Annotated in this window: 25 protein-coding genes; 22 read left to right on the top strand and 3 right to left on the bottom strand. The window is 44.3% G+C overall.

What is annotated here, in order from left to right; translation table 11 throughout:
- Nucleotides 1-247: 247 nt before the first annotated feature.
- The 18 genes from ACZ5NG_RS07230 (at nt 248) to ACZ5NG_RS07145 (ending at nt 14,640) form a co-directional block, all read left to right on the top strand.
- On the top strand, nt 248-883 hold the full coding sequence (locus ACZ5NG_RS07230) for a hypothetical protein (protein ID WP_464251146.1): 636 nt from the start codon (nt 248-250) through the stop codon (nt 881-883).
- A 99-nt stretch (nt 884-982) separates the two neighbouring features.
- Nucleotides 983-1,474, top strand: a complete 492-nt coding sequence (ruvC, locus tag ACZ5NG_RS07225; protein WP_464251145.1) for a crossover junction endodeoxyribonuclease RuvC — start codon at nt 983-985, stop codon at nt 1,472-1,474.
- Nucleotides 1,471-2,073, top strand: coding sequence for a Holliday junction branch migration protein RuvA (gene ruvA / locus ACZ5NG_RS07220; RefSeq protein WP_464251144.1), 603 nt, complete (start codon nt 1,471-1,473; stop codon nt 2,071-2,073). The genes ruvC and ruvA overlap by 4 nt, the downstream gene beginning before the upstream one ends.
- An 11-nt stretch (nt 2,074-2,084) precedes the next feature.
- The gene (gene ruvB, locus ACZ5NG_RS07215) at nt 2,085-3,119 is read left to right on the top strand and encodes a Holliday junction branch migration DNA helicase RuvB (protein WP_464251143.1); all 1,035 of its coding nucleotides are present in this window, start codon (nt 2,085-2,087) and stop codon (nt 3,117-3,119) included.
- 61 nt (nt 3,120-3,180) lie between these two features.
- Complete coding sequence (locus ACZ5NG_RS07210; protein WP_464251142.1) at nt 3,181-3,735, top strand: epoxyqueuosine reductase QueH; 555 nt, start codon at nt 3,181-3,183, stop codon at nt 3,733-3,735.
- Entirely contained in the window at nt 3,736-3,960 is a 225-nt protein-coding gene (locus tag ACZ5NG_RS07205; RefSeq protein WP_464251141.1) for a DUF2905 domain-containing protein, read from the top strand.
- 150 nt (nt 3,961-4,110) lie between these two features.
- Nucleotides 4,111-5,148, top strand: a complete 1,038-nt coding sequence (gene queA, locus ACZ5NG_RS07200; RefSeq protein WP_464251140.1) for a tRNA preQ1(34) S-adenosylmethionine ribosyltransferase-isomerase QueA — start codon at nt 4,111-4,113, stop codon at nt 5,146-5,148.
- 10 nt (nt 5,149-5,158) lie between these two features.
- Complete coding sequence (tgt, locus tag ACZ5NG_RS07195) at nt 5,159-6,280, top strand: tRNA guanosine(34) transglycosylase Tgt (RefSeq protein ID WP_464251139.1); 1,122 nt, start codon at nt 5,159-5,161, stop codon at nt 6,278-6,280.
- Nucleotides 6,281-6,363: 83 nt separating this feature from the next.
- The gene (gene yajC, locus ACZ5NG_RS07190) at nt 6,364-6,654 is read left to right on the top strand and encodes a preprotein translocase subunit YajC (protein WP_464251138.1); all 291 of its coding nucleotides are present in this window, start codon (nt 6,364-6,366) and stop codon (nt 6,652-6,654) included.
- Between the two features lie 47 nt (nt 6,655-6,701).
- Nucleotides 6,702-7,364, top strand: coding sequence for an HD domain-containing protein (locus ACZ5NG_RS07185; protein WP_464251137.1), 663 nt, complete (start codon nt 6,702-6,704; stop codon nt 7,362-7,364).
- Nucleotides 7,365-7,593: 229 nt separating this feature from the next.
- A complete protein-coding gene (secD, locus tag ACZ5NG_RS07180; RefSeq protein ID WP_464251136.1) occupies nt 7,594-8,850 on the top strand; it encodes a protein translocase subunit SecD in 1,257 nt (418 codons plus the stop codon).
- 2 nt (nt 8,851-8,852) lie between these two features.
- Nucleotides 8,853-9,728 (top strand): protein translocase subunit SecF, encoded by an 876-nt coding sequence (secF, locus tag ACZ5NG_RS07175; RefSeq protein ID WP_464251135.1) that lies wholly within the window; start codon nt 8,853-8,855, stop codon nt 9,726-9,728.
- Nucleotides 9,729-9,840: 112 nt separating this feature from the next.
- Nucleotides 9,841-10,140, top strand: coding sequence for an ACT domain-containing protein (locus tag ACZ5NG_RS07170; protein WP_464251134.1), 300 nt, complete (start codon nt 9,841-9,843; stop codon nt 10,138-10,140).
- Nucleotides 10,141-10,151: 11 nt separating this feature from the next.
- Nucleotides 10,152-11,510, top strand: coding sequence for a DUF711 family protein (locus ACZ5NG_RS07165; protein ID WP_464251133.1), 1,359 nt, complete (start codon nt 10,152-10,154; stop codon nt 11,508-11,510).
- 667 nt (nt 11,511-12,177) lie between these two features.
- A complete protein-coding gene (locus ACZ5NG_RS07160) occupies nt 12,178-12,474 on the top strand; it encodes a DUF5665 domain-containing protein (protein WP_464251132.1) in 297 nt (98 codons plus the stop codon).
- 23 nt (nt 12,475-12,497) lie between these two features.
- Nucleotides 12,498-13,172: a TraR/DksA C4-type zinc finger protein gene (locus ACZ5NG_RS07155; RefSeq protein ID WP_464251131.1), complete on the top strand. Its 675-nt coding sequence runs from the start codon at nt 12,498-12,500 to the stop codon at nt 13,170-13,172.
- Nucleotides 13,173-13,270: 98 nt separating this feature from the next.
- Nucleotides 13,271-13,720, top strand: a complete 450-nt coding sequence (gene lspA / locus ACZ5NG_RS07150) for a signal peptidase II (RefSeq protein ID WP_464253130.1) — start codon at nt 13,271-13,273, stop codon at nt 13,718-13,720.
- 5 nt (nt 13,721-13,725) lie between these two features.
- Nucleotides 13,726-14,640, top strand: coding sequence for an RluA family pseudouridine synthase (locus ACZ5NG_RS07145; RefSeq protein ID WP_464251130.1), 915 nt, complete (start codon nt 13,726-13,728; stop codon nt 14,638-14,640).
- Here the strand turns inward: ACZ5NG_RS07145 and ACZ5NG_RS07140 are convergent.
- The 3 genes from ACZ5NG_RS07140 to ACZ5NG_RS07130 all read right to left on the bottom strand — a co-directional run bounded on the left by ACZ5NG_RS07140 (nt 14,629) and on the right by ACZ5NG_RS07130 (nt 17,618).
- A complete protein-coding gene (locus ACZ5NG_RS07140; RefSeq protein WP_464253129.1) occupies nt 14,629-15,069 on the bottom strand; it encodes a DUF441 domain-containing protein in 441 nt (146 codons plus the stop codon). The genes ACZ5NG_RS07145 and ACZ5NG_RS07140 overlap by 12 nt on opposite strands.
- A gap of 220 nt (nt 15,070-15,289) precedes the next feature.
- Nucleotides 15,290-16,087, bottom strand: coding sequence for a phosphosulfolactate synthase (gene comA, locus ACZ5NG_RS07135; protein ID WP_464251129.1), 798 nt, complete (start codon nt 16,085-16,087; stop codon nt 15,290-15,292).
- Nucleotides 16,088-16,217: 130 nt separating this feature from the next.
- Nucleotides 16,218-17,618 carry an MFS transporter gene (locus ACZ5NG_RS07130; RefSeq protein ID WP_464251128.1) on the bottom strand — a complete coding sequence of 467 codons (1,401 nt, stop codon included), beginning with the start codon at nt 17,616-17,618 and terminating at the stop codon, nt 16,218-16,220.
- Between the two features lie 127 nt (nt 17,619-17,745).
- Here ACZ5NG_RS07130 and ACZ5NG_RS07125 point away from each other — a divergent pair, with 127 nt between their 5' ends.
- The 4 genes from ACZ5NG_RS07125 (at nt 17,746) to ACZ5NG_RS07110 (ending at nt 21,184) form a co-directional block, all read left to right on the top strand.
- On the top strand, nt 17,746-18,021 hold the full coding sequence (locus ACZ5NG_RS07125) for a YqhV family protein (protein WP_464251127.1): 276 nt from the start codon (nt 17,746-17,748) through the stop codon (nt 18,019-18,021).
- A 258-nt stretch (nt 18,022-18,279) separates the two neighbouring features.
- Nucleotides 18,280-18,834 (top strand): bifunctional pyr operon transcriptional regulator/uracil phosphoribosyltransferase PyrR, encoded by a 555-nt coding sequence (gene pyrR / locus ACZ5NG_RS07120; RefSeq protein WP_464251126.1) that lies wholly within the window; start codon nt 18,280-18,282, stop codon nt 18,832-18,834.
- Between the two features lie 141 nt (nt 18,835-18,975).
- A complete protein-coding gene (locus tag ACZ5NG_RS07115) occupies nt 18,976-19,902 on the top strand; it encodes an aspartate carbamoyltransferase catalytic subunit (RefSeq protein ID WP_464251125.1) in 927 nt (308 codons plus the stop codon).
- Nucleotides 19,886-21,184, top strand: coding sequence for a dihydroorotase (locus tag ACZ5NG_RS07110; RefSeq protein ID WP_464251124.1), 1,299 nt, complete (start codon nt 19,886-19,888; stop codon nt 21,182-21,184). The genes ACZ5NG_RS07115 and ACZ5NG_RS07110 overlap by 17 nt, the downstream gene beginning before the upstream one ends.
- Nucleotides 21,185-21,269: the final 85 nt, after the last annotated feature.

Here is a 21,269-nt window from a genome sequence, read left to right as displayed (position 1 = left end):
CTAAGCTTTTTTAAATACGCGCTTAACCTGCCAGGCTAAAATGGTTAGCAGCGGGTATTTGGAAATAAACTTTAACATATTATTATTCTCCCTGTTCAGTATTTTTATTAATGCTATTAGTTAATATATGCGATCAGTACACCATTTGTCAAAAAAATAAATATATATTTTATTCATGTATTTAGAAATCATTCCTTGGAAATAATATCTAACTAAATAAAACAACAGGGGAGGATATATTATTTCCATGGATTGGCGTAAACTGACAATTAGTATGTTGGCCGCATTTTTAACCGGTGCGGTTATTTGCTCAGCATACTTATTTACTACCGGCATGTTAAATCCGATAAACAGTATGACACTGAGTAAGTCATGGGCTAAAGAAGAAAATAATGCATCTGATTTGACGGTATCTGAGGAAACCGTTATGTACAAGCAAAATATTTATTTGTGCGGTTGTACCGAAAACCTGGATAAAGAAACGGATTTAACCGCCTTATTGGGAATGAACCACAGTGAACTGGAGAAAATGTTTACCTCTAAAGACGGTTGGCAGGTTAAATTTGTGTCACCCAATGAGTTAATATTGGCCCGAAAAGTTGATAATTTTTGTTCAACACATCAAGAGTATCGTCACTTAGGTATTTATCAAGATCAATTAGCGGTATTTAAAGGTCCGCTGGGGATAAATACCGATTTGCAGCAGCTAGTACCGGGTAAAAAGGTGCAAGATTTGCCTCAACATTGGCAGGACATGCTTTATCAGGCAATGGATTTTAACAACCTTGATGAAAAAAATCAAAACATAATTAGAAATGAATTGGAGTTTAATAATGAAAAAGCTTTAAACGCGGTTTTGGAGAACTTGGATGAAATCAACTAATAGTTTGAAGGGTTGGCTGATTCTCTATTTTAAGGTGCTTATTTTTGGTATACTATAAAGGAACAATTGTTCTTTAATTAGTTAGCGGAGGATTTAATTATGTTGATCATGGGTGTAGATCCCGGAACGGCAATTACCGGGTATGGCCTGATTGAATACAACGGGCGCGATTTTAAACTGGTGGAATGCGGAGCAATCACAACTGAGGCGGGGTTGCCATTATATAAACGACTGCATACTTTGTATCAGGATTTAACGGAAATTATTACCCGTCATCAACCGGACCAATTTGCGGTAGAAGAGCTTTTTTTTAACAAGAATATCCGCACTGCATTGTCAGTAGGGCATGCTCGGGGCGTGGCCCTGCTCAGCGGCGCTAATGCCGGGTTAGACGTCTATGAATATACACCGCTGCAGGTAAAGCAGGCTGTGGTAGGCTACGGGCGTGCCGATAAAAGACAGGTGCAATATATGGTTAAAACCCTGTTAAATTTAAAAGCGGTGCCCAAGCCTGATGATGCTGCCGATGCTTTGGCAGTAGCGGTTTGTCATGCTCATCATATTCATCGGGCAGGGAGGGTGTCGCTATGATTGCCTTTTTACGAGGAAAACTGGCTGCAGCCTTAACAGATACAATAGTGTTGGACGTCAACGGAGTCGGATATCAAATTCAAGTGCCAAACTCTACTTTTATAGAGATGCCGTCAATCGGTGAAGAAGTTACTCTTTATACTCATCTGGTAGTAAGGGAAGACAGCCTACAATTATATGGTTTTAAGACCGAAGATGAGCTTAATGTGTTCTTATCATTGTTAACGGTAAAAGGTGTGGGCCCGAAAGGGGCGTTAGCGGTGCTTTCCGTTTATCAACCGGCTAGGATTAGGGCAATATTTGCCCAAGAAGATATTGCCGCTTTGACGAGAGTTCCCGGTATTGGCAAAAAATCAGCCCAGCGGTTAATTTTAGAATTGAAAGATAAGCTGGGAGTACTGCCTGAAGGATATAAACAGGCGGCACCGGCAGCGAAAAAACTTGGCTCGAAACTAAAAGACGCTGAGTCTGCCCTGATAGCTTTGGGCTACAATCAGTCAGAAGCACATCAAGCGGTGCGGGCGGTAGAAAACATGGCAGCCGACTCGGATACCGCCGGACTGATTAAAGCGGCACTGAAATACTTAATGAAGGGCTAACGGTGATATAGATGATTGAACGAGATGAACGGCTTGTATCAGCTGCGGTAAAAACGGAAGATAACGAAATAGAATACGGGTTAAGGCCGAAAAGCCTTAAGGAATATATCGGTCAACAGAAAGTGAAAGAAAACATTGATATTTTTATTAAAGCGGCCAAAGCCAGGGGCGAGGCACTGGATCACGTTTTATTATTTGGTCCGCCCGGCTTAGGAAAAACTACTTTGGCCGGTATTATTGCTGCCGAAATGAATGTTGACATGCGGGTTACTTCCGGGCCGGCTATTGAGCGTCCCGGTGACTTGGCGGCAATTCTGACCAACTTACAGCCGGGGGACGTGCTGTTTATTGACGAGATTCATCGGCTGAGCCGCTCAGTGGAAGAGGTGCTGTACCCGGCGATGGAGGATTTTGCTCTGGATATCATCATCGGGAAGGGGCCCAGTGCCCGCTCAATTAGGCTGGATTTGCCCAAATTTACCCTTATCGGAGCCACCACGCGAGCGGGACTGTTATCATCACCGCTGCGCGATCGTTTCGGTGTGATCTGTCGTTTAGAATTCTATAAGACAGAAGAACTGGCGGAAATATTGCGCCGTTCGGCCGGCATTTTGCGTGTTGAACTTGGCAACGGCGGTGCGGAGGAAATTGCCCGCCGTTCCCGGGGAACACCGCGGGTAGCAAACCGGCTGTTAAAGCGTGTGCGCGATTATGCCCAAGTAAAAGCAGACGGCGTTATTACTGCGCAATTGGCCAATCAAGCCTTAAACTTTTTAGAAGTAGATTCTAAAGGGCTGGATCGTTCTGATCGCCGGCTTTTGTTGACAATAATTGAGAAATTTGCCGGCGGTCCGGTAGGCTTAGATACCTTGGCCGCTTCTATCGGCGAGGAAGTAGAAACGGTAGAAGATGTAATTGAACCGTATTTAATGCAGTTAGGTATGTTAGCACGCACACCACGAGGCAGAGTGGCTACACCGATGGCCTATCGGCACCTCGGTTTGCCGCTACCGGGAGAAAATAGCGAGCAAGGCAGTTTGTTTTGATTTGTAAGACGGATTTAAGGAAAGAATGTTAAGTAAAACTTAATGAGAACAGGTGATAACAATGCCCAAGATTTTACTGCACTGCTGTTGCGGTCCATGTACTGTTTACCCCCTTGAATACCTGCGCAAGGAAGGTTTTGATATTATCGGTCATTTTTATAATCCCAATATTCACCCTTATACTGAATGGCAAAAAAGAAAAGATAATTACCAACAATTTACTGAAGGGGAAGGTATCAAAACCATTATTGAAGATGACTACGATTTAGAGGGCTTTTTGCAAAACGTAGTTCACCGTGAAAACCATCGCTGCCGGTATTGTTACAGTATGCGTTTAAACCGTGCCGCCCAACTGGCTCGGCGCGGTAAATTTGATGCCTTTACTACCACGCTGTTGGTAAGTCCTTTTCAAAAACATGACTTATTGAAAGAAATCGGTGAAGCGGCAGCGGAGAAGTATGGGGTTCCCTTTTATTATGTTGATTTTCGCCCCGGTTTTAAAGATGCCTATATGAAAGCAAAAGCATCCGGCCAATATACCCAACAATACTGCGGTTGCATATATAGTGAAAAGGAACGTTATATGCCCAAAAGCAAAAAGAAAGGAGCTAAGTAGATGGATCCCTTGCAATCGATGGGTAAAATAATACTCGCTTTAGGTGCGCTTTTAGTTGTTGTCGGAGGCTTAATAATTGGCTTAGGAAAGATTTCTCATTTTGGCAAGCTACCCGGAGACATTTATGTTCAAAAAGGAAACTTTACCTTTTATTTTCCGGTAGTTAGTATGATATTGCTAAGCTTGTTGCTTACAATACTGGCTAATATTTTTTTTAGAAGATAACTATATAAGTTTGAGTCTGGATAAATACCGTTTTTTAGCAGGAAATTGGTAGTTTATGTCGAATGAGCATGAGGGCAGTTATAACTGTTAACATATTTTGTAATAATACTTACGGAGTACTAAAAACGGACGGAGCTTGAAGGGTTTATTATGTATAAGTTATCAGATTATGATTATGATTTGCCGGAAGAATTAATTGCCCAAGAACCGATTGCCAAGCGCGATCAGTCAAGGCTGATGGTTTTGCATAAAGATACCGGTGGCGTAGAACATCGTATTTTTAGCGATATATTGGAGTTCTTGCAGCCCGGGGATACACTGGTAGTCAATGATACAAAAGTGTTGCCGGCCAGAATTTATGGAGAGCGCAAAAATACCGGGGCGAAAGTGGAACTGCTTTTGCTTAAACAAATGACGGATAACCGCTGGGAGGTCTTGGTCAAGCCCGGTAAAAAGGCCAAAGTAGGAGATACACTGCTGTTTAAATCTGACGGGCAGGTAATAATGGAGGCCAATGTTGTTGATCGCACTGATGCCGGTGGGCGGATAGTGGAATTTTTCTATAGCGGCAGGTTCTTGGAAATATTGGACCGAATTGGCACTATGCCCCTGCCGCCCTATATTAAAAAAGAATTAAAAGATAAAAGTCGCTATCAAACGGTATATGCCAAAAAAGAAGGTTCGGCGGCAGCACCGACTGCCGGACTGCATTTTACCGACGAATTATTGAAAGAGGTGCAGCATAAAGGGGTAAATATTGCCGAGGTACTGCTGCATGTCGGTTTAGGAACCTTTCGTCCTGTTAAGGCGGATGATATCCGCGAGCATGTTATGCATGCGGAATATTACCGCATTGATTCTGATGCCGCCAATATGATTAACCTTACTCGTGAAAAAGGTAAGCGGGTAATTGCGGTGGGTACCACCTGTGTGCGTACCTTGGAAACGGCGGCGGATGAAAAAGGCAGGGTGATACCGAGCAGTGGTTGGACGGATATTTTTATTTATCCGGGGTACAAATTTAAGGCGGTAGATGCATTAATTACAAACTTTCATCTGCCCAAATCAACACTGCTGATGTTGGTATCTGCCTTTGCCGGTCGGGAGAAGATACTGAATGCCTACCGGCAGGCAGTAAAAGAAAGGTATAGATTTTTTAGCTTTGGCGATGCCATGCTAATTATATAAATATGGAGGTATGATGAAAACGCCAGTTACATTTACCGTTGAAAAAGAAGACACCAGAACCCGGGCCCGAATCGGTCGCTTAAAAACGCCACACGGAGAGGTGGAAACTCCTATCTTTATGCCGGTCGGCACTCAGGCTACCGTTAAAACCATGACCCCTGATGAAGTGAAAGAAGTAGGCGGCAGGCTGATTTTAAGTAATACCTATCACTTGTACCTTCGTCCGGGGCATGAATTAATCAAAGAGGTCGGCGGACTGCATAATTTTATGAATTGGCATGGGCCGATATTAACCGACAGCGGAGGTTTTCAGGTTTTTAGTTTGGGAGAACTGCGCAAAATTACCGAAGAAGGTGTAGAGTTCCGTTCGCATATTGACGGCTCAAAGCACATGTTTACTCCGGAAAAAGTAATGGAAATTGAAATGGCCTTAGGTGCAGATATTGCGATGGTTTTTGATGAATGTGCGCCATACCCGTGTGATTACGATTACGCAAAAAAATCAATGCAATTGACCACACGCTGGGCTAGGCGCTGTAAAGAAGCCCACACCAGAGAGGATCAAGCCTTATTTGGCATTATTCAGGGTTCGGTATATAAAGACTTGCGGGAGCAAAGTGTAAAAGAGTTGGTGGAATTAGACTTTCCCGGTTACGGAATCGGCGGTTTATCCGTTGGGGAGCCTAAACCGATAATGTACGAGATGTTGGAACATACCGTTCCCCTAATGCCTAAAGACAAGCCCAGATATTTAATGGGCGTTGGGTCACCGGACTGCCTGATTGAGGGCGTAATACGGGGGGTAGATATGTTTGACTGTGTGCTGCCTACCCGGACTGCCCGTACCGGAACGGTGTTTACTCAATATGGCCGGTTAAATGTACGCAACGCCCAATATGCCCGTGATTTCAGACCAATCGATGAAGATTGCGATTGTTATGTCTGCCGCAACTTTACCCGCGCCTATATTCGGCATTTGCTTAAAGCGGGCGAAGTTTTGGGTATTAGGTTGACAACTTGGCATAATCTGTATTTTATTATGCGTTTAATGGACAAAATAAAAGAAGCAATCAGAAATGATTGCCTGCCTGAGTTTCGCAATCAGTTTTTTTCCAAATACCAAATAAATTAAAAATAATAAATACAGGCAGGATTTACCCATTATGTAAAGAATATGTCTGAAGTGCTTTAATTAACATTTCTTATAAGGAGGGTGTGTATTTGAGCTCAAGCACAATTTCTATTATCTACATAGTGGCGTTATTTGCTTTGCTGTATTTCTTATTTATTCGCCCACAGCAAAAACGCCAAAAGCAACATCAAAAAATGATTTCTGAATTACAAGTAAATGATGAAGTAATAACAGTGGGCGGCATATTAGGTACAGTGCTCAAGATTAAAGAAGACACTGTAATTCTTCGCTTATCTGACAACGTCAAGGCAGAATTTTTGAAAAATGCCATTGGCCAAGTCAGAAAAAAAGCCAATGAAGAAGATGATGATTAAAGAGTAGACAATGTCTACTCTTTTTCTAGATTTAGAAAGGAGGGAGGTTGTTGATTACCCTAAGAGACGTTAAAGCCAACCCCATTATTGACGCTTGTATACGCAAAGGGAATGAATTTTTAGGTGCAATGGGCTTTACTGAACATAGCTATCGCCATGTCAATTTGGTTTCCAGTATTGCCGAAGAGATAATCAGAAAATTAGGATATCCCGAACGAGACGCAGAATTAGCGGCAATAGCCGGCTATTTGCATGATATCGGCAATGTTATCAGTCGTAATGACCACGGTATTTCAGGAGCGAACATTGCTTTTCATGTTCTTTTACAAATGGGTATGCCGCCTGATGAAGTGGCGATTGTTTCCTCAGCTATTGCCAATCATGAAGAACAATATGGACATCCGGTAAATCACATTGCTGCGGCACTGATTCTTGCTGACAAATCAGACGTGCATCGGTCAAGAGTAAGAAACGAAGATTTTGCTACCTTTGATATTCATGATCGGGTAAATTATGCGGCTGAACAAGCTTTTATATATGTAGATGAGGAAAAACGCACCGTTACTATGGAATTATCCATTGATATTTCCATTACTTCGGTAATGGAGTATTTTGAAATATTTTTAGACCGCATGATTCTTTGCCGCCGCGCGGCTAATCATCTGGGGTGCAACTTTGAACTGGTAATTAACGGGGCAAAATTACTTTAATGCATAGAATAAGCATCTAAAAAGGATTCCCACGACTGCATATGCGTCACGGGGGGTCCTTTTTTATTATGTCACAGGTTAATATTTATAATTTAGAATAAAAAAGTTTATTTAATTCAAATAGGCTAACTATAAAACGAGTAGTGTTAAGGTTTGTTAATTGACACATTTTTGTTGGCGGGTATATAATAAAGTTTGTTTATTTGTATAAAAGGAGGAAATTTGGAGCATGAAACTGGGCAGCGTAATTAAGCTGGTTAGCCTGCTGGCAATATTGGCCGTTGTTGCCGTGCTGGCGTTTGTACCGGTCTTACCGGATGGAAAGGTTTCCTGGTTACCGCTAACTAACAATATCAACCTTGGCCTGGATCTGCAAGGTGGGGTGCATGTAGTATTAGAAGCGCAGGATACTGAAGAAATTAAGGTTGATCAAGAAAAAATGAACCAGTTAAAGGCCGTTATGGAAAGACGGGTTAACGGCTTGGGCGTATCAGAGCCGGTTGTTCAGCAGGAGGGAAGTAATCGCCTGGTGATAGAAATCGCCGGTGTTGATGACCCGGATGCGGCTGTAGAAACCTTGGTAAAAACAGCATACCTGGAATTTCTTGATCCCCAGGGAAATGTTATTCTTACCGGTGCGGATTTAAAAGATGCGGTTGAATCACGTGATCCGCAAACAAACCAATTACAGGTTAACTTGGAGTTTACTGATGAAGGTGCGGATAAGTTTGCGGAAGCAACTACCAGGCTGATAAACCAGCCGCTCATGATAGTTTTAGACGGTGAGTTGTTACAGAGTCCGATTGTGCAAGAACCGATTTTAAACGGACAAGCCAGAATCACCGGCTACGAAACCATTGAAGAAGCGCATGAAATTGCAGTGTTACTTCGTTCCGGTGCCTTGCCGGTAAAAGTTGACATCATGGAGAAACGTGTGGTCGGTCCTACCTTAGGGCAGGATTCACTGGATAAATCAATTTATGCCGGTGCTATTGGTTTAGCATTGATTGTCGCCTTTATGATTCTCTACTACCGAGTACCGGGATTTGTTGCCAACATTGCCTTGGTGGTTTACTCTTTAATCGTGTTAGCAATATACAATGCATTAGGTGTAGTGCTGACGCTGCCGGGTGTTGCTGCCTTTATTTTGTCACTTGGTATTGCGGTTGACGCCAATATTATCATTTTTGAGCGCTTTAAAGAAGAGCTTAATAACGGTAAGAGTTTACGTTCTGCCATTGATTCCGGTTTTAAGCGGGCCTTTGTGGCGGTATTTGATGCTAACGTAACCACCTTGCTGGCCGCAGTGGTGTTGTATTATTTTGGAGCCAGCTCGCTGAAAGGTTTTGCCGTTACATTGTCTATCGGTATTGTGGTGAGCATGTTTACTGCCATTACCTTAACCCGCTGGTTATTACACTTAACTGCAGATACCAGGATATTTAAAAACAACAAGTTTTTTGGTGCCCAAGGGGGGAATAAATAATTATGGATGTAATTAAAATCGTTGAGAAACGCAAAATATGGTATATTATCTCTGCTCTTGTAATTATTTGCGGCCTGATTTCGTTGTTTACTCAACGGCTAAACTTGGGCATTGATTTTACCGGCGGCAACATTACGGAAGTGAAATTAAAGGAGAACGTAACTACGGCACAAGTGCGTGATGTCGTGCAGGCTCAGGGGTTAACCAGTAATTATATTCAGGAAAGTGCGGACGGTATATTTTTAATTCGCACGGAAGTACTAAATGAGAAACAAAGCGCTGAGTTATTGCAGGCATTAGAGCAAGAACTTGGCGACGTGACCCTTTTGCGCAGTGAAAAAGTAGGGCCGACTATTGGTGCGGAACTGGCTCAAAAGGCATTGCTGTCATTTGCTATTGCAGCGGTGCTGATGACGCTGTATATTACCTGGCGCTTTGAGTTTAAACAAGGTCTGGCGGTTATGGTCGGTATTGTGCACGACGTATTGGTTACTTTAGGTATAGTGTCTATTTTGCAATTAGAAGTTGACAGTGCTTTTGTGGCCGCAATCTTAACAATTGTGGGATATACTATTAATAACACCATTATTATTTTTGACCGCATCAGAGAGAATATGCGGCTTAAAAGAGGTTTGAAAACAGTTGATTTAATTAACCTAAGCATACGACAAACGCTGGCCCGTTCAATTAACACCGTACTGGCAGTATTGTTTGTGCTGGTATCTCTGTTCCTGTTCGGTGGATCTACCATTAAGACTTTTGTACTGATATTGATTATCGGCATAGTTGCCGGCCTCTACTCATCACTGTTTGTTACCTGCTCGCTGTGGTATGATATGCTGGACAGTAAGCGTAAGAAAAAGGTAGCTACCGCATAAAATTTGCCAGTATATATATCATCTCGCCTAAAAAACAGATATAATAGTAAAACGCGGGGCAGACCCCGCGTTTTGCTGATTTTATAAAACAACTTAGGGGGAGGCAAGAGTAATGAATTTCATCAAAAAGGATGCCGGCGGTAACCGGATCATTGTGTCAGTAATCGGCCAAGACCGGGTAGGCATCATTGCCGAAGTGGCTACCATTATGAAGGAAGCTAACGTAAACATTTTAGATATCAGTCAAACTATCATGCAGAATTTATTTACCATGATTATGGTTGGAGATATGAGTGCCAGCAATGTTGATTTGCCCACTTTAAAGGAACGCTTTAAACAAAAAGGGCAGGAACTGGCAGTGCGTATTGACGTGCAGCACGAGGATGTTTTTAACTATATGCACCGGATATAGGGGGAGCGGCTATGTTAACATTACAGGAAGTAATGGAAACGATTCGCATGATACAGGAAGAAAACTTGGATATTCGCACCATTACCATGGGCATCAGCTTGCGCGATTGCTCAGACCCTGATCCCAATGTCGCCTGTAAAAAAATATATGAAAAAATTGTGCGCAAGGCGGAACGCTTGGTGGCAGTAGGAGAGAGCATTGAGCGGGAATACGGTATCCCGATTGTTAATAAACGGGTATCTGTTACTCCGATTTCGATAGTAGCGGAAGCCAGCCAAACAGATAATTATGTGATGTTTGCCCAAGCAATGGATCGGGCGGCAGCACAAATCGGTGTTAATTTTATCGGCGGCTTTTCTGCCTTGGTACATAAGGGATTTACGCGCGGTGAAGAAAAACTGCTGGCCTCTATCCCGGAAGCGTTAAGTGTGACAGAAAGAGTGTGTTCTTCAGTGAATGTGGCTACCACCAGGGACGGTATTAACATGGATGCGGTATATCGCATGGGCCAGGTAATTGTAGAAACGGCGCAGCGCACCAAGGATAAGGATGGGCTGGGCTGTGCCAAACTGGTGGTTTTTGCCAATGCAACAGAGGATAATCCTTTTATGGCCGGCGCCTTTCACGGGGTAGGAGAACCGGAATGTGTGATTAATGTCGGGGTGAGCGGGCCCGGTGTAGTGAAAAATGCCGTGGAAAAAGTAAAGGATCAGGATTTTGGTACATTAGCGGAAACAATCAAGAAAACTGCCTTTAAAATTACCCGCATGGGAGAGCTGGTGGGCAGAGCCGCTGCTGAAAAACTGGGCGTTCCCTTTGGCATTGTGGATCTTTCGTTAGCTCCGACACCTGCTGTCGGCGACAGTGTAGCGGAAGTATTGGAGGCCATGGGCTTAGAACGCTGCGGCGCACACGGCACTACCGCAGCTTTGGCCTTGTTAAATGATGCGGTTAAAAAAGGCGGTGCCATGGCTTCCAGCTATGTGGGCGGACTGTCAGGAGCTTTCATTCCGGTCAGTGAAGACGCCGGAATGATTAAAGCCGTGGAACAAGGAGCATTATCGATTGAAAAGCTGGAGGCTATGACTTGTGTTTGCTCCGTTGGCTTGGATATGATTGCGGTGCCCGGTGACACAACTGCCGAAACAATTGCCGCCATTATTGCCGATGAAGCCGCCATCGGTGTGATTAATGCCAAAACTACGGCGGTAAGAATTATTCCGGCACCGGGTAAAAAAGTAGGGGATGTCGTGTCCTTTGGCGGCTTGCTGGGACATGCACCGGTAATGCCGGTAAACCGCTATTCAGCAAGTCAATTTGTCAAGCGCGGCGGCCGCATCCCGGCGCCGATTCATAGTTTGAAAAACTAAATAAATCTCGTAAAGGTAAAATTTTCGGTGAGAAGTAGGGAGCGATCCCCGTACCAGCTCGAAGAGAAGTTACAATAAATGCAACTTGGGTCAAGGGCGCCAAGGCATTTACCTTCGTATAGAAAACTTAGCTTCTGGCAAGGCAAAAGGGCGCAGACAGAAGCTATAGTTTTCTTATACTATCATCCTTAGTTTATATGATAGTTAGATAGTGCAAACACGCCGGCCTTATAAATGAACGAGCTCCGCCGCCTCCGGCGCCGGGCGGCAGTGTACTTTCATCCTCAATTTTTAATTCAGAAGAAAGTGAACTCGCTGACGTTCAAACAGTCCTCGGCGCTGTTCCTCCGTTAGCAATGCTCTTTGAATTAGCCGGCTAATCGAAAGCATAAGGTCAAATGCCTTGGCGCCACAAGCAGGGTTGCATTTGTATGAACGGACCGGCATACTTTTTCTTGCCTTACAGTATAAAGGCAAAATTATCGGTATGATGTATAGGGAGGTCGGTTTGCGCCGTCCCAATAAAGAAACGTTAGATTTGGCGGGCAACTTTACCGCCTTATTTTTTTGCCTTTTTAAGCTACATTTATAAAATGATAAAAAGGCTTGTTAAAGGTTAAATTAATAAAGGGTTTATATACTTTTAGGCAATTTAGGGTGGTCAATTATGGCGGATATCAGTGAACGTACCCTGCAAGCTTTGCAAAAGCAGGTAGAGATATTAGCCCGAAATATGGAGAGATCTAAAATAGACGAATATGTTTGTTTGTTGCAAAGCCCCTGGCGCTTGATTTGGATTAATTTTTTAAGCGGCATTGTGCGCGGCGTAGGCATAGGTGTTGGGTTTGCCATATTGGGTGCATTGGTAGTTTATATATTAAAATCGCTGGTAACGGTACCGGTTATTGGCAACTACATTGCTGAAATCGTTGAAATAGTCCAGATCCGTCTGGGCACATACTAAATATAAGTCGGAGGTGGCTGCCGGTGCATCAGGCACAAATCGAACATTTAAGAAAAAAATTGTTAAAAGAAAGAAAACATCAACAGGAAAGAATAAAAGGAATTAATGAAGGCGGCTTGGGTGAATCAATGGACAACTCTTTCGGTGAGCTGTCCACCGTCGATAACCACCCTGCGGATATCGGCAGTGAGGTTTTTGAACGCAGTAAAGATTTAGTTTTAAAAGAGCAAGCGCGCTATGTAATTCAGGCCATAGATAATGCTTTGGCCGCTATGGAAAAGGGTACCTACGGAAAATGCGAGATGTGCGGTCAGGAAATTCCCTACGAAAGATTAGAGGCGGTACCCTATACTACCGTCTGCGTAGACTGTAAGGCAGAAAATGAAAGCAAATTCGGTCACTCACGCCCGGTGGAAGAGGATGTGCTGAAGCCTCCCTTTGAGCGCAGTTTTAATGATTATACAGATAAGAATTTTTATGACGGTGAAGACACCTGGCAGGAGGTTGCCCGACACAGCTTAAGTTATGAAATATATCCGGAATATGAAATAGACAGCATTGATCCGGAAGGGGATCAAAGAGAGCTGCAAAGTGCTGTGGAGGAAGTAGAAACTGTCCCTTATGAAGTTGATGACGGTGTATTTTATGAAAGCTATCAACCGACGGAGGAATTTGGCAGTAAGCCGCAGAAACCATAGACTGTTCAAACAAGGCGCAGCGTGCCTTGTTTTTTGTTGGGCTTTTTGTTATATTGTTATTATTTGGTATAAAGATAGGAGGACATAGTTCATTGTGGATGATAATAGCTGCCCTGTTGGTATTGCTGGTAGACTTAGTAAGTAAGTATATTGTGCAGGCAAATATGGAACTTTACCAATCGATCCCCGTTATTGAAGGTGTTTTTCACCTCACTTATATCTTAAATCCGGGGGCGGCTTTTGGTATGCTCCCCAATCAAACCGTGTTTTTTATCATTGTGGCGGCGGTTGCTATCGTTGCGGTCTTGGTATTTTATAAAAGAATTGTCAAAGAAGCCTGGCCGGTGCAGCTGGCTTTAGGTATGGCAGTTGGCGGGGCGCTGGGCAATTTAATCGACCGTATCCGCTATGGCAAGGTAGTTGACTTTTTAGACTTTCGTATTTGGCCGGTATTTAATTTAGCTGACACCGCCATTGTTATTGGGGTGGGCTTTTTGATTTGGCAGATATTAAGACGCCCTGAAACGGAGCAGGATAGGGAGGCTTAATGTGTATGCCGGAAACATACCGATTAGAAGTAAAGGAAACAGAGTCAGGAGTGCGTTTGGATAAATATTTAGCTCAGAAAATTGAAGGGCTGACCCGTTCTTACATTCAAAAGCTGCTTAATGAAGGGGCGGTAAGTGTAAACGGAAGTAAAACCAAAGCCAGTTACAAAGTGCAAACCGGGGATGAAATAGTATTAGAAGAGCCGGACCCGGTTGAATTAGCCGTTGAGCCGGAAAATATCCCTTTGGACATATATTATGAAGACGACGATGTTATAGTAGTAAATAAACCAAGGGGCATGGTGGTACACCCTGCGGAAGGAAATTACAGTGGAACATTGGTTAATGCTTTACTTTATCACTGTCGTAACCTTTCCGTAATTAATGGGGTAATGCGCTTGGGAATTGTTCATCGGATCGATAAAGATACCACCGGGCTGCTTATGGTGGCAAAGAATAATGCTGCCCACAACAACTTGGCCAAACAATTGAAAGAGCACAGTGTGGTTAGACGCTACATTGCTTTGGTTCACGGGAATATTCCTTATGACCGGGGAACAATAGATGCACCGATTGGCCGGGATGCCCATGATCGGCAAAAAATGGCTGTTACCGAAAAGAACTCGAAAGCTGCAGTTACCCATTTTACGGTAAAGCGCCGCTATGGACAGTATACGTTAGTTGAATGCCGGTTAGAAACCGGTCGTACCCATCAGATCCGCGTACATATGGCATATATTAAGCATCCGGTTGTCGGTGACCCTAAATACGGAGGCAAAAGCAAGAACTTTAATTTACAGGGTCAACTGCTTCATGCCGCGGTATTGGGGTTTAACCACCCTAAAACCGGTAAATATATGGAATTTACCGCACCGCTGCCGGAAGATTTTGTAGCGGTGCTTAACAGCTTATCTACTTAAAATACTGAATACTTCCAGAAATAATGCCGCTACACCGGCTGCCATTAAAGGTCCCACCGGCTGTCCGTCAAAGAACACAATGCCAATAATTGAACCGAGAACCAAACCGAAAATAATCTCGGGATCGATTTGCATTAAGCGCAAGCCGTGCTGGTTTAAGTGGGTAGCCAACGCCCCGCCGATAATGGCCATAATGCCGGGCAGGGAAGTGATGTTGTAAAGCAAATCCTTTCCCGTTACTTTACCCGCAGCCAGCGGCACTAATATTGACAACAACAAAAACAACAAGCCAAGCTCTAAGCCCCGCTTTTCCAGTATGGGGAACAAAAAGGTGAGGTTAGACAGCTTGAGAATTAACAATACGCAGGCAGCTACTGCAATTATGTTGGAACGGGAGACAATTCCAACGAGCAATAATACCACTAACATTACTTCGCCTTTCAAGATAACTCGCCTCTTGGTAGTTTGCTTTGCCTAATCTATATGCAAAAAATGCCATTATAATCACAAAAAAGCCAAGGCTTAAAACTGTAAATAGTTTTACTGCCTTGGCGTTAAATTTATGTTTTATAGAGACAAACCGCCTGGCCAGGGCGGTTTGCCATCGGCTGCCGGCAGCCGTTCTTTGTATCTCACCATCGCGCGACGATTATTTGCAAACCGTTTTTAAGGTGTCAGCCCTTAACCCCACTCTTAGCGCTTCTACAGCCAACAATTCGTGGGCGAGAATATTTCCAAGGTTTACATTGCAGCCAAAACGGATAATTAATTCTAATTGCTGGTCTTTCAGCGGTGCCTCCCAAATTAACACAGACGGGTCAGGCAGGGCTGATACCAGTTCTTCCATTTCTGAAACAATCAGTTTTCCGGATGAGTCGTACAATCCTACATTTTTGCCCGATTCCCTGCCTTCCACAATTACTTTGTGGGCACCGGATTTAAGGTCAGCCAATACTTGGCGGATTAACTGACTAAGTGGGGTTCGGGTATTGGGATCTTTTTTGCCTACTTCCGTTAATACTTTTAGCTCCATATCGGAAGCAAGACAGATCGCCTTGTGCCGTAATTCGGGATCAAAAGTAATCGTGCCGTCAGACACTTCAATGGCGGTAAACCCCAGTTTTTTGGCCATAAGTAAGTACTCTTCCAGTTTATCCTGTATAATTGCCACTTCCAGAAAAGTTCCGCCCGGGTAGATATCTACATTGTAAGAACGCACTAAATTAATTTTTTCTTCCAAAACCTCACTGCTGTAAAGGGCGCTGGTACCAAACCCCAGCTTTAAAAAATCGATGTAGTTACCGGCAAGATTAAGTAAATCCCTGGTTTCCCCCAGGCCCATTCCCTTATCAATGACCATGGTAATGCCGTTATTTCGTGGTTTTGTGGAACGCTCACCCAGTGGAAACTTTAAAATTTCCAACCAGCAGTTGTCGGGATGGTTCATTATCACATCTCCTTTCACGGGTTAAATCATCTGCAAAAATGCAGATGACTTCTGGCACCCCCTCACAAATTGTTGCAAACCCGTGAAATCTTTCTTTATGCAGTAGTGTATTCGCAACAACTGATATCGGTTACTGGTTGTGTTCATCTCCATTATTTTCCTTGCCCTCGTTTTGTTTATTAAGCTGGGGTTTTTTGGCAGGGGCGCTGATTATCGTGGTGCTGCCTTGTGGCGACACATATACCAGTAAACCTTCATTTAATTCATTTTCCGCCTGCTTGCTGTCGGCAGCCTGAGATTTTTCTCCTTTCTTTTCCTTGCTTTCTTCGGCGGCACTCTTTTTAATAGCCCTTACTTTAATAAAGAAAAAGGCAATTACCGCGGCAAATGCAGATAAGCCGGCCGCCGCCCAAAACATTATCGGCAGTCCTTTGTCCATTAGCCAACCAAAGATAGGCGGACCAAAGGCAACGCCAAAGAAGCGCACACTGCCGTAAAGAGAGGTGACTATGCCGCGTTCATCTGAGTCGCTGGCACTGGTAATCAGCATGTTTAAACAGGGCAGCACTAAGCCGGTACCGATGCCGGCAACGGAAATACCGGCAAAAAACATGTAAATGTTTTCAAAAAAAGGTTGTACCCCAAGAGATACGGCAATTAAACTCAAACCGGTCAGTACCAGTATTTTCATCAGTAAAATTTGCTTTTTAATTATAAGCCCGGTGATATATGAAGTACTGCTCATAAACAGCACCGGAATAGCCAGCAAAGCCCCTTTGAGGATACCGTTGTAATTTAATACTTTTTCTAAGTAATCCGACAGGAAAAACAAAACGCCAAACAAAAGCAATAAAGCCGTCGCCCCGGCTAAAAAACAGGACATTAATAAGGGTACTTTTTTCTTAACGGTAGTTTTGACGGAATTAACATAAGCCCTTAATTTAGGGGGTTCTTCGTTGTTTTCCGGCTCCTTAACTATCAGCCAAATGGCGATGATAACCGGAATAATTACCAGCGGAAAAAAAATAAAGGCCGCATACCAAAAGATCAATCCCAAGGCTGCACCCAAAATTGGGCTAATCACTTTCCCCATACCGTTTGATGCCTCTATAACCCCTAAAGATTTGGCCCGCTGTTTTCCTTCCCATAGGTCACCGCAAAGGGCCATGGCAATGGGGGCGGTTCCCGCCGCACCGATACCTTGAATCACTCGACCGGCTAAAATGACATAAAATGAATTTTCTTTGAGGAAAATAGCTGCCAAACCGGCTACCACCCCGCCTAAGGCGTATAAAGTGAGTGCCGGAATGATTACCTTTTTTCGTCCAAAGCGATCGGACAAAAAGCCGGCCAACGGAATAACAATGCCTGCTGGTATGGAGAACAAAGTGATAATTAAACTTACCTGTACTTTAGATACGTTTACCGCACTTTGAATGGCCGGCAGTACCGGTATTAACAGTGAGTTTCCCAATACCATAATCAGGGGTACCGCGGCCAATGCCGGTAAAGTGAATTTTGAAACTTTCATCAAGTCACGTCCTTTCAATAGTCGCACGAATCTATTTTTCCTCTGCAAGTTTAAAGGTATTCATTAGAGCACAAAAGTCGGCATATAAAATGAAGTAGGGTAAATTTAACAAAGGAGGAAAAATTAGTTGTTTCACGTTTTTGATAAGATCGTTTTCGGTATGGCCGCAATGCGCTTTTTATCTTCCGGCATTGAGTTTACGGCAGCAATGTTAATGCTTAAATTCGGCAAAGTGGAAACCGCCTTTAAAATCAATGCCTTGCTGGCGGTGGTCGGACCAACTGTTTTCCTCATTGTTACTTCATTGGGTTTAATAGGTTTGGCCGGAAAAGTATCCCTTGGCAAAATGGTTTATATTTTAGCCGGGGTGGCGTTAATATTTTATGGAATATCCAAAAATTAATCAGTTCGGCAAGAAGTTTGCTCTTTGGTAATAAAACGAATAATATCTTGACAGATATACAATTGACATAATAAAATGTAACAAGCCAAGGACACCTTTAAATTGGTCCCGTGAGACCGGTAAGGCGGACATAAATCTGTTTGACAGTGGTCAAGCTATGCCTGTTACCGGATGGTAAGAGGCTTTTTTAATACCCTAATACAATAAGTGATAAAGCCGGGAACGGCCGGATATAGGTTTAGAAATGAGGTGACTTTGTTGACTGAAGGAAAGGAAAAAGCACAAATTCTTGATGAAAGCGGTATCCGTCGGGCACTTACCCGCATTGCCCATGAGATTATTGAACGCAATAAAGGTGTGAAAGATGTATGTTTAGTGGGTATTCGCCGCCGGGGTGTACCGCTGGCTGAACGGCTGGCCCAAAAAATCAAGGAGATAGAGGGAACGGAAGTTCCGGTTGGCATATTGGATATCACCTTGTACCGGGATGATTTAACCACACTGGCCCAACAACCCCTGGTGCACCAGACGAAAGTAGACTTTGACATTGAAGACAAGGTGGTAGTACTGGTAGACGATGTGCTGTATACCGGACGCACGGTAAGAGCGGCACTTGACGCAATAATCGACATTGGCCGCCCGAAAGCAATTCAATTGATGGTCTTGATCGACCGCGGCCACAGAGAGCTCCCCATCAGGGCGGATTTTGTAGGCAAAAATGTACCGACTTCCAAAAAAGAAATTGTATCGGTACAGGTTAAAGAAATTGACAATCAGGATAGAGTTGTGATTATAGAAGCTCCGGAAAAATAGGGCAACCTTTTAAATCGATCCCGTGAGGTCGACAAAGGAAAAGCCGGTGTGTTTTTTGCGGATTTTTATTGTTGACCTCGACATGGGATTTTCCAGTCGAGGTTTTTTATTTATCTGGGTAATTAGCGAGGAGGCAAGGCAATGAAGCATGTGTTAGGCTTGCAGCATTTAAGCGCACAACAAATCGTCGATATATTGGATATCGCAGGGCCAATGAAAGATATTGTCCGGCGCAAAATAAAAAAAGTACCTACTTTACGCGGGCGTACGGTGGTAACCGTTTTTTATGAAAACAGTACTCGTACCCGCACATCTTTTGAGCTGGCTGCCAAATATCTAAGTGCTGATACCGTCAGTGTAAGTGCAAGCAGCAGCAGTGTGCAAAAAGGCGAGTCATTGGCAGATACTGCCCGCACGATAGAGGCGATGGGGGCGGATGTGGTCGTACTGCGGCATCCGGCTGCCGGGGCGGCGGAATTGCTGGCCCGGGCGGTAAACTGTTCAGTGATTAATGCCGGCGACGGCATTCATGAACACCCCACACAAGCACTTTTAGATTTATTTACCATTAGAGAGCATAAAGGAAGTATTCAAGGGTTAAAGGTGGCAATTATCGGTGATATTTTACACAGCCGGGTGGCCCGTTCTAATATTTGGGGACTGACCAAGCTGGGAGCGGAAGTGGCGGTGGCCGGGCCGGCCACATTAATGCCGCCGGGACTGGAAAAAATGGGTGTTAAGGTATTTACCAATGTTGAAGATGCCGTTAAAGGCGCTGACGTGATTAATGTGCTGCGCATTCAGCTGGAAAGACAAAAACAGGGCCTGTTTCCCAGCTTGCGAGAATACGCGCAGTTATACGGGATTAACAAGGAGCGCTTGGCACTGGCCGATAAAGATGCCTTGTTGCTGCATCCCGGACCGATGAATCGGGGTGTAGAGATATCCGCTGATGTGGCAGACGGCAGCCGGTCTGTAATTAATGAACAAGTAACCAACGGGGTAGCGGTACGCATGGCGCTGCTGTATTTGTTAACGGGAGGTGAAAGTATTGAAGCTGTTAATTAAAGGGGGAAGCCTAGTGGATCCGGAGAAACACACCGTAACACAGCTGGATATTCTCGTGAAAGACTCTTTAATTGCGGCCATGGAAGAGAATTTGACAGTGGAAGATGCGGTGGTAATAGATGCCAAAGGTAAGCTGGTCTGTCCGGGGCTGATAGACATGCACGTTCATTTGAGAGAGCCGGGATACGAGGCCAAAGAAACTATTGCCACCGGTACGGCGGCGGCCGCCCGCGGCGGGTTTACCGCGGTAGCCTGCATGCCGAACACTAATCCGGTTAATGATAATAAGGCCGTGGTGCGGTTTATTTACGACCGGGCAGCTGCAGTAGGCTCATGTAAAGTGTATCCCATTGCCGCCATTACTAAGGGCTCTAAAGGTAAAGAAATAACCGAAATGGCGGATTTAAAGGCAGCCGGGGCAGTGGCCCTTTCCGATGACGGGCAGCCGGTTGCCGATGCCGGCGTGATGCGTCGCGCGATGCAGTATGCCGCTATGCTTGATTTGCCGGTAATTTCCCACTGTGAAGATAAGAGCTTGGTTTTAGACGGGGTGATGCATGAAGGCTATGTGAGCACCATAAAGGGCTTGCCGGGCATACCGGCAGCGGCGGAAGAGATAATGGTGGCCCGGGATATCATATTGGCGGAAAGCACCGGCTGCCATTTGCACATTGCTCATATCAGCACCGCAGGTTCGGTAGAATTAGTTCGCCAGGCAAAAAAGCGCGGCATTAACGTGACCTGTGAAGTGACCCCGCACCACTTTACCTTAACTGATCGGGCGGTAGGCGATTACAATACCGCCACCAAAGTCAATCCCCCGCTGAGAACGGATAGGGATATTGCAGCCATAAAACAAGGTTTGGCTGACGGCACTATAGATGTCATTGCCACTGATCACGCGCCGCACACCGCAGAAGAAAAAGGGGTTGAATATCAATATGCCCCCTTTGGCATTGTCGGTTTAGAAACGGCAGTGGGCTTGGTCTTTACCGAGCTGGTGTCGCCCGGTGTGCTGACGGTGACGCAAGCGATTGAAAAAATGAGCTTAAATCCGGCTAAAATACTGGGCATATCGGGGGGCTTATTGGCGGTAGGTATGCCTGCTGACATAACGGTGATTGACATTGACGCTACAGAAAAGGTTGATCCGGCGGAATTTGTCAGCAAGGGCAGAAACACGCCTTTTAGCGGTATGCAGTTAAAAGGACTGCCGGTGATGACAATTGTTAACGGCGAAGTGGTAATGAAGGATAGACGTTTAATTAATTACCCTGTATAATTATAAAAATAAACGTATAAATAAACAAAACATTTGCCAACGGTACTACGATTAAAAACATAGCTTAGAAGAGAAAGGAGAACGT

This window comes from Desulfovectis peckii (assembly GCF_055391705.1).
This window is presented reverse-complemented; position numbering and strand designations above follow the sequence as displayed.

Excerpts from the sequence above, each read along its gene's own strand:
- ACZ5NG_RS07230 (WP_464251146.1), top strand. The coding sequence starts at position 248 with ATGGATTGGCGTAAACTGACAATTAGTATGTTGGCCGCATTTTTAACC.
- ACZ5NG_RS07160 (WP_464251132.1), top strand. The coding sequence starts at position 12,178 with ATGGCGGATATCAGTGAACGTACCCTGCAAGCTTTGCAAAAGCAGGTA.
- ruvC (WP_464251145.1), top strand. The coding sequence starts at position 983 with ATGTTGATCATGGGTGTAGATCCCGGAACGGCAATTACCGGGTATGGC.
- lspA (WP_464253130.1), top strand. The coding sequence starts at position 13,271 with ATGATAATAGCTGCCCTGTTGGTATTGCTGGTAGACTTAGTAAGTAAG.
- comA (WP_464251129.1), bottom strand. The coding sequence starts at position 16,087 with ATGAACCATCCCGACAACTGCTGGTTGGAAATTTTAAAGTTTCCACTG.
- secF (WP_464251135.1), top strand. The coding sequence starts at position 8,853 with ATGGATGTAATTAAAATCGTTGAGAAACGCAAAATATGGTATATTATC.
- ACZ5NG_RS07210 (WP_464251142.1), top strand. The coding sequence starts at position 3,181 with ATGCCCAAGATTTTACTGCACTGCTGTTGCGGTCCATGTACTGTTTAC.
- ACZ5NG_RS07205 (WP_464251141.1), top strand. The coding sequence starts at position 3,736 with ATGGATCCCTTGCAATCGATGGGTAAAATAATACTCGCTTTAGGTGCG.
- secD (WP_464251136.1), top strand. The coding sequence starts at position 7,594 with ATGAAACTGGGCAGCGTAATTAAGCTGGTTAGCCTGCTGGCAATATTG.
- ACZ5NG_RS07115 (WP_464251125.1), top strand. The coding sequence starts at position 18,976 with ATGAAGCATGTGTTAGGCTTGCAGCATTTAAGCGCACAACAAATCGTC.
- ACZ5NG_RS07165 (WP_464251133.1), top strand. The coding sequence starts at position 10,152 with ATGTTAACATTACAGGAAGTAATGGAAACGATTCGCATGATACAGGAA.
- ACZ5NG_RS07170 (WP_464251134.1), top strand. The coding sequence starts at position 9,841 with ATGAATTTCATCAAAAAGGATGCCGGCGGTAACCGGATCATTGTGTCA.
- ACZ5NG_RS07130 (WP_464251128.1), bottom strand. The coding sequence starts at position 17,618 with ATGAAAGTTTCAAAATTCACTTTACCGGCATTGGCCGCGGTACCCCTG.
- queA (WP_464251140.1), top strand. The coding sequence starts at position 4,111 with ATGTATAAGTTATCAGATTATGATTATGATTTGCCGGAAGAATTAATT.
- ACZ5NG_RS07145 (WP_464251130.1), top strand. The coding sequence starts at position 13,726 with ATGCCGGAAACATACCGATTAGAAGTAAAGGAAACAGAGTCAGGAGTG.
- tgt (WP_464251139.1), top strand. The coding sequence starts at position 5,159 with ATGATGAAAACGCCAGTTACATTTACCGTTGAAAAAGAAGACACCAGA.
- ACZ5NG_RS07140 (WP_464253129.1), bottom strand. The coding sequence starts at position 15,069 with ATGTTAGTGGTATTATTGCTCGTTGGAATTGTCTCCCGTTCCAACATA.
- ruvB (WP_464251143.1), top strand. The coding sequence starts at position 2,085 with ATGATTGAACGAGATGAACGGCTTGTATCAGCTGCGGTAAAAACGGAA.
- ruvA (WP_464251144.1), top strand. The coding sequence starts at position 1,471 with ATGATTGCCTTTTTACGAGGAAAACTGGCTGCAGCCTTAACAGATACA.